Annotated in this window: 2 protein-coding genes; both read right to left on the bottom strand. The window is 38.1% G+C overall.

What is annotated here, in order from left to right:
* On the bottom strand, positions 1 to 173 hold a 173-nt coding region (locus IV64_RS03900; protein WP_191982885.1), incomplete at its 3' end, for a type II toxin-antitoxin system YafQ family toxin.
* On the bottom strand, positions 170 to 394 hold a 225-nt coding region (locus IV64_RS03895; RefSeq protein ID WP_057705855.1), incomplete at its 5' end, for an antitoxin. The genes IV64_RS03895 and IV64_RS03900, both read right to left, overlap by 4 nt.

The following is a 394-nucleotide window of genomic DNA, read 5'->3' as shown; positions in this document are numbered from 1 at the left end:
CCGCTCATTCGCCGATTAAGCTCATGATCTTCAAATTCTGGTGGTAATTGTTGTTGTTCGAGCAATAGGTCAACGGCTGATCGAACTTCGTCAATAATAGTTTTATCTAAACTGGCTAATCGCTTTAGATCAGCATTAAAGGTTGCACGCGGTTTAAATCTTAGTTTTTTCATTGTTTAAACTGACCCCAATAATCATCATTTGATTCAACAATTTCATCATCAGGTAAAACATGGCGTTTAATTAACTGATCACGCGCAATTGCATAGTCTAACGAACCTTCTTTAGCTTTTAATGCTCTTTCTAACCAGTCCATTTTTTCTTGCGAAACGATGGCCACTGCGCGACTATTTGAACGAGCAATATAAACGGTTTCGTCTTCGTCATTAACTTG

This window comes from Lactiplantibacillus xiangfangensis (assembly GCF_001438845.1).
Lineage (GTDB): Bacteria > Bacillota > Bacilli > Lactobacillales > Lactobacillaceae > Lactiplantibacillus > Lactiplantibacillus xiangfangensis.
The sequence above is the reverse complement of the archived record's forward strand: the minus strand, read 5'-3'. Positions and strand labels throughout refer to the sequence as shown.